This is a genomic window from Staphylococcus ureilyticus (genome assembly GCF_002902235.1).
Lineage (GTDB): Bacteria > Bacillota > Bacilli > Staphylococcales > Staphylococcaceae > Staphylococcus > Staphylococcus ureilyticus.
This window is the reverse complement of the sequence record NZ_PPRL01000102.1, coordinates 1-4978: the sequence shown is the minus strand read 5'-3', so window position 1 is coordinate 4978 and position 4978 is coordinate 1. Positions and strand designations below refer to the sequence as shown.

Below are 4978 nucleotides of genomic sequence, written 5' to 3'. Positions count from 1 at the left end.
GTTTAAATATGTGGATCTATAATACTTATCAGTCATTAAACGAGACCTCCATTTCAAAAATAAAGTTACACTTTGACATACATTAAATTAATTTTATAACAATTAAATAAAGATAGCCAAAACTTTATATTAAAATCGTTTTTTATTTTTCTATAATGACTTGGCTCATTGCGTAATGTTCTGTGTGTGAAATACTTACATGAACTGTAAAACCATCATAATGTATACATGGTTTTCCAAGTTCATCATTAAAACAATCTATTTCATTTAATGCTATAGTTTTTCCAAGTCCTGTACCGAGCGCTTTGCTAAAAGCTTCTTTACAGGTAAATCTTCCCGCTAAAAATTCTATTTTACGCGTTTCACTTTTAAATTGATGAAAGTGTTGTTGCTCATTTTTTGACAATACACGTTCTACCAATTTGTCTTGTCTATAGTAAAGTTTTTTTATTCTAGCTATTTCTATTAAATCAACGCCTATACCATGTATCATTAGCTACTCCTGCCTTTCTATGACAAGTTTTTTATTATAAATTCTGTGGCATAGAATGATTACCTTTTTTTATTTCTTGTTTCAATGTATTTGCTTTATTTTTGTCAATTAGCTTTATTTCAGTATTTCCACCGGCTGTCGACAAGGTTAAACTCGCCAAATTATATTTTCTCATTAAGATACCTTCATGGGTATCGACATTTTGAATACGAAACAAAGGAATTTTCACTACATTAATAAACCACAAGCCATTTCTAACCGTGATTTCTTGATTTTCTAACTTATATCTAAATATTTTATATTTATAAATCGGTCTAATCATACCACCGATAATGATAACAATGAATGCAATTATGATATTAATCGTCCATAACCAAAACATGACTTTAGAACTTATGAAATGTAACCATACCTTATCTATTACTGTAATGATTGATAAAGCCAAAATTAATAAAATTGCAGTAATTATTGAAGCAATACAAATGACTGTTTTGCCTGATGGATCCATATAATTATATTCATTCATCAAAATCACCTCTCAAATACCATGATTTTAGTTTTTCCACATGACTAACTTCACTATATTTTAACCCTATTTCTGCACTGCCAGCCGCTTTAGCAATGATAAATTTAAAGTTTGCTAGATTACTTCGAATAAGAAACGGATTTTCTGACATTTCCATACCTAACAATTTGTTGTGTTTAAAATATGTGTTTTTAAATCCAAACATAGTTACATTCCGCACAACTAATTCATCGTGATTTAAATTTAAACCAGAGGATTTAATAACGATAAAACTGTGAAGAATCATTATTAATATTAGGCACCCTGCAATAACAAATGACCAAACAGACCAGTAATAAGTAGCAATCGTAGCACCGATAAGTAATACTAGTGATTCTCTCCAAAAATACCTATGAAATCCTCTCCAAGGCATGCCTAGTTTTGGTTCAGTGAATTTCATGTCTGGTATCAGGTGCTTTATCAGATAAAATGCTTTTTGCCTCTTAATAAATGGTAAAATCATTACATTGCCGCCTAGAGTAACATCATCCTTATCAACACCATCCATATCACTCGTAATTACAAAATGAATTGAAGTATAGCCAAATAACTTTCTTATAAATGATTGACGTTCTACAATCGCTTGCACACGGTCAGTTGGTACAGTAATACTTTTGACATTAAACAAACCATATTGAATATTTAACTGTGTACCTTGTTGCTTAACCGTATAATTAAAATTTCTAACTATTTCTATGATAGTGCCAAAAATATAACTCACTACAATGACCAAGACAACAATCATTAAAATAATCATAAAAGCAGTCTGAAAAATTTCAGAAAATGTATTGGTAATTTTATGCCAAGGTAAAATATCACTTAATGCAAACATGACTGGTGACAATGTTGCAAAAGCTACACCAATGACACCACTTGTTAAAGCCATAAATAAAAGTTCTTTAAAATTTAATTTATAAATATTCATAGCTGGCGACTGCATTTTTTGTTCTTTTTCAGCATCCTGCTCTGCAAAAGAATTATTGTTGTCAACGATTTCGCTATTTTGAGTCAGTTTTTGCTGTTTTTCTTTTAATGTTTGCTGTATAAAATCACTTTGATTTTTGGATACAGTGTCTAACTCTATACCATCACTAGGCGTTTTAATTTGAAGTATTACCCCACCCACAATTTGATTAATAATACCTTGTGAAGTATCTAACGTTTGAATTCTGCGTATATTTAACTCTTTCCTTTCTTTACTAAAAATACCAGTGGCTAAAATAAAATGATCATTTTCAATCCAATATCTAGTGTTATAAACCTTTAATATTTGTATTATAAACGAAATCAGAAAGATAATAGTAACAATGCCTGGATAGATATATGATTTATAATCCGTAAAATCAAAGTTGCGTAAATTAAACACTAAAAAAATAAAAATCAAAATAATATTTTGTTTAATCGCCTCGATTATTCCAGTTATGTATGAAATTGGATGTAATTTTTGAGGACTATACATCATAATCAGCTCCTCGTAAGTATTTTAAAATATTATCTTCAAATACTTCAATTTCCTTTGTTAACATCAACGGGAAATCAAGTGAGTGGCCAGCTGTCACCAAAGTTAGCCTTGATATATGTAATTGTTTTAATAATGGATTGCTTTTTCTTTTTAAAAATTGCGTTCGCTCATATTTAACAATTTCATTCTTTTTAAAAAATATTCCTGTTTTGATTTCAATATATTGGTCTTTGACGCAGTAAAAAGTATATTTATACTTCAACCAAGGTCTCAACAGCATATATATTACATCAAAAATCGTTATTGCAATAAATATGTAAATTAAAAAATGCCACCAATTATAATGATTCCATAAAAATACTAATGCAATCATAAATAATAAACTAACAATCAATTCAAGAGCTTCTAGTATGTAATAATATCTCATCGCTTGTTTAGGGCTGCGCCTAAATTGTTGGTCGTTAGTCATAATTACACTCCTCCATAAAATTTTTCAATTCATTATAACATAGGGACATGTTTGCTTCATTATCGTCGTAGAAGGCAATGATTATTCTAATATTTTTATCATCACTTTAATTTTCCACTTTTCTAATCACTTTTATGTGATTGAATCGATTTTAGATATAAAAAAATCACTCCAATAAATTGGAGTGACTAAACCTAAAATTCATATATGATAAAGTATTTTATTTTTTATGGTCTGCGAATGTGCGACCCTTCATTGATTTTTTGTTGTTTCTATCTGATGATCTATCATTTTTCTTTTTATTGTTGAAGCCGCCTTTATTTGGACGACGATTTCTGCTATCGAATTTGCCGCCACCACGTTTATGGTTTCCACCTCGTTTTGGTCCACCTTTACCTTGGCGACCTTTGCCTCGAGATAATGGCTTTTCAAATGTTAATTGAACATCAACTTCATCGTTTGATTCAACTAACTCTTGCAATAATGCTGCTACTAAATTTACGTCATTATATTCTTCCAGTAATTCTGTTGCAATACGTTCCAGTCTTGGTTCGCTATCTCTTGACATCCAGTTTTGAACTTTACCTTTAATGTCGTCTTCACGTGCTTTAAGCACTTCTTTACGATGCGGTGGTCTCAATGCAGTCATTTGTCGTTTGTTCGTTTGTTCAATTTGACGGATATAATCCATTTCAATTGGGTTAACAAAAGTAATTGCTACACCTTTTTTACCGGCGCGACCCGTACGGCCAATTCTGTGAGTATAACTTTCAGTATCTTGAGGTATATCAAAGTTATAAACATGGCTTACACCTGATATATCGAGTCCTCTTGCTGCAACATCTGTAGCAACTAAGATATCTAATTGGTCGTTCTTAAATTTCTTCAATACTTCTAAACGTTTAGCTTGTGTGATATCGCCATGTAAACCTTCAGCTTTATATCCTTTTGAAATTAACGCACTTGTTAGTTCGTCAACACGACGCTTAGTACGACCGAAAACAATTGCTAACTCAGGTTGATGTACATCTAAGAAATTTGTAAATGTATCAAATTTTTCTAATTCTTTTACAATTGTGTAATATTCATCTATTTGAGGATCTGACATTTCATTATTCATAGTTTTAACAATTTCTGGTGATTTCATAAATTGTTGTACCAATGTTTGAATAGCTTTTGGCATTGTAGCTGAAAATAACATTGTTTGACGTTGTTCTGCTGGTATTTTATCCATAATAAATTTCATATCATCAATAAAGCCCATATTCATCATTTCATCTGCTTCATCTAATATTAATGTATGAATAGAGTTTGTTTTTAACGTACGACGATTTAAATGATCAATAACACGTCCAGGTGTTCCTACAACAATTTGTGGACCTTTTTTAAGTGATTTAATTTGACGATCTATTGGCATTCCACCAAATACAGTTACTATTTGTACATTTTGGCCGTTCGCAAATGCTCTAAGTGATTCAGCAACTTGCATCGCCAATTCTCTAGTTGGTGCTAATATTAATGATTGAACTCCATCTTGTCCTGCCACTTTTTCAATAAGTGGAATACCAAAAGCGCCTGTTTTTCCAGTACCTGTTTGCGCTTGACCAAGAACATCCTTACCTTCTAAGGCAAGAGGGATACTCTCTTTTTGTATAGGAGTGGCCTCATCGAACCCCATTGATACTAGGGTTTCTACCGTTTTATCTGAGATCCCTAATTCTTTAAAATTTTGCAATATAATTCTCCTTTATTTATCTGTATTTCTCTACATATATGTTCATCTAAGTTTCTTCAACTTCTTTATAGTACCACCTCAAGTCTATAATCGCAATAAACCAAATTTATTATAATGACATAATTCCCCTCATTAATAATCAAATTAAACTGAGAAAATACTGTGATATATAGGTTGTAAGCGTTTAATTATATTTACCAGTATTTATTTTTGTTTACGAAAAAAAATTGTAGATTTATTTATATTGATAATTA

At 30.8% G+C, this 4978-nt stretch carries 5 protein-coding genes; all 5 read right to left on the bottom strand.

The annotated features are described in order from the left end of the window. Positions 1-142: 142 nt before the first annotated feature. Complete coding sequence (gene acpS, locus CD150_RS10225; protein ID WP_046207784.1) at positions 143-493, bottom strand: holo-ACP synthase; 351 nt, start codon at positions 491-493, stop codon at positions 143-145. A 34-nt stretch (positions 494-527) separates the two neighbouring features. Next, entirely contained in the window at positions 528-1019 is a 492-nt protein-coding gene (locus tag CD150_RS10220) for a PH domain-containing protein (protein WP_046207783.1), read from the bottom strand. Further along, positions 1012-2517, bottom strand: a complete 1506-nt coding sequence (locus CD150_RS10215) for a PH domain-containing protein (RefSeq protein WP_073346057.1) — start codon at positions 2515-2517, stop codon at positions 1012-1014. The genes CD150_RS10220 and CD150_RS10215 overlap by 8 nt, the downstream gene beginning before the upstream one ends. Continuing rightward, a complete protein-coding gene (locus tag CD150_RS10210; RefSeq protein ID WP_073346060.1) occupies positions 2510-2989 on the bottom strand; it encodes a PH domain-containing protein in 480 nt (159 codons plus the stop codon). Before CD150_RS10210 ends, CD150_RS10215 begins: the two co-directional genes overlap by 8 nt. Before the next feature lie 220 nt (positions 2990-3209). Next, positions 3210-4724, bottom strand: a complete 1515-nt coding sequence (gene cshA / locus CD150_RS10205; protein ID WP_073346063.1) for a degradosome RNA helicase CshA — start codon at positions 4722-4724, stop codon at positions 3210-3212. Between the last annotated feature and the right edge of the window lie 254 nt (positions 4725-4978).

What these genes read in the sequence shown, in the direction of transcription:
- CD150_RS10220 (WP_046207783.1), bottom strand. Translation starts at nt 1,019, where the DNA reads ATGAATGAATATAATTATATGGATCCATCAGGCAAAACAGTCATTTGT.
- acpS (WP_046207784.1), bottom strand. Translation starts at nt 493, where the DNA reads ATGATACATGGTATAGGCGTTGATTTAATAGAAATAGCTAGAATAAAA.
- CD150_RS10215 (WP_073346057.1), bottom strand. Translation starts at nt 2,517, where the DNA reads ATGTATAGTCCTCAAAAATTACATCCAATTTCATACATAACTGGAATA.
- CD150_RS10210 (WP_073346060.1), bottom strand. Translation starts at nt 2,989, where the DNA reads ATGACTAACGACCAACAATTTAGGCGCAGCCCTAAACAAGCGATGAGA.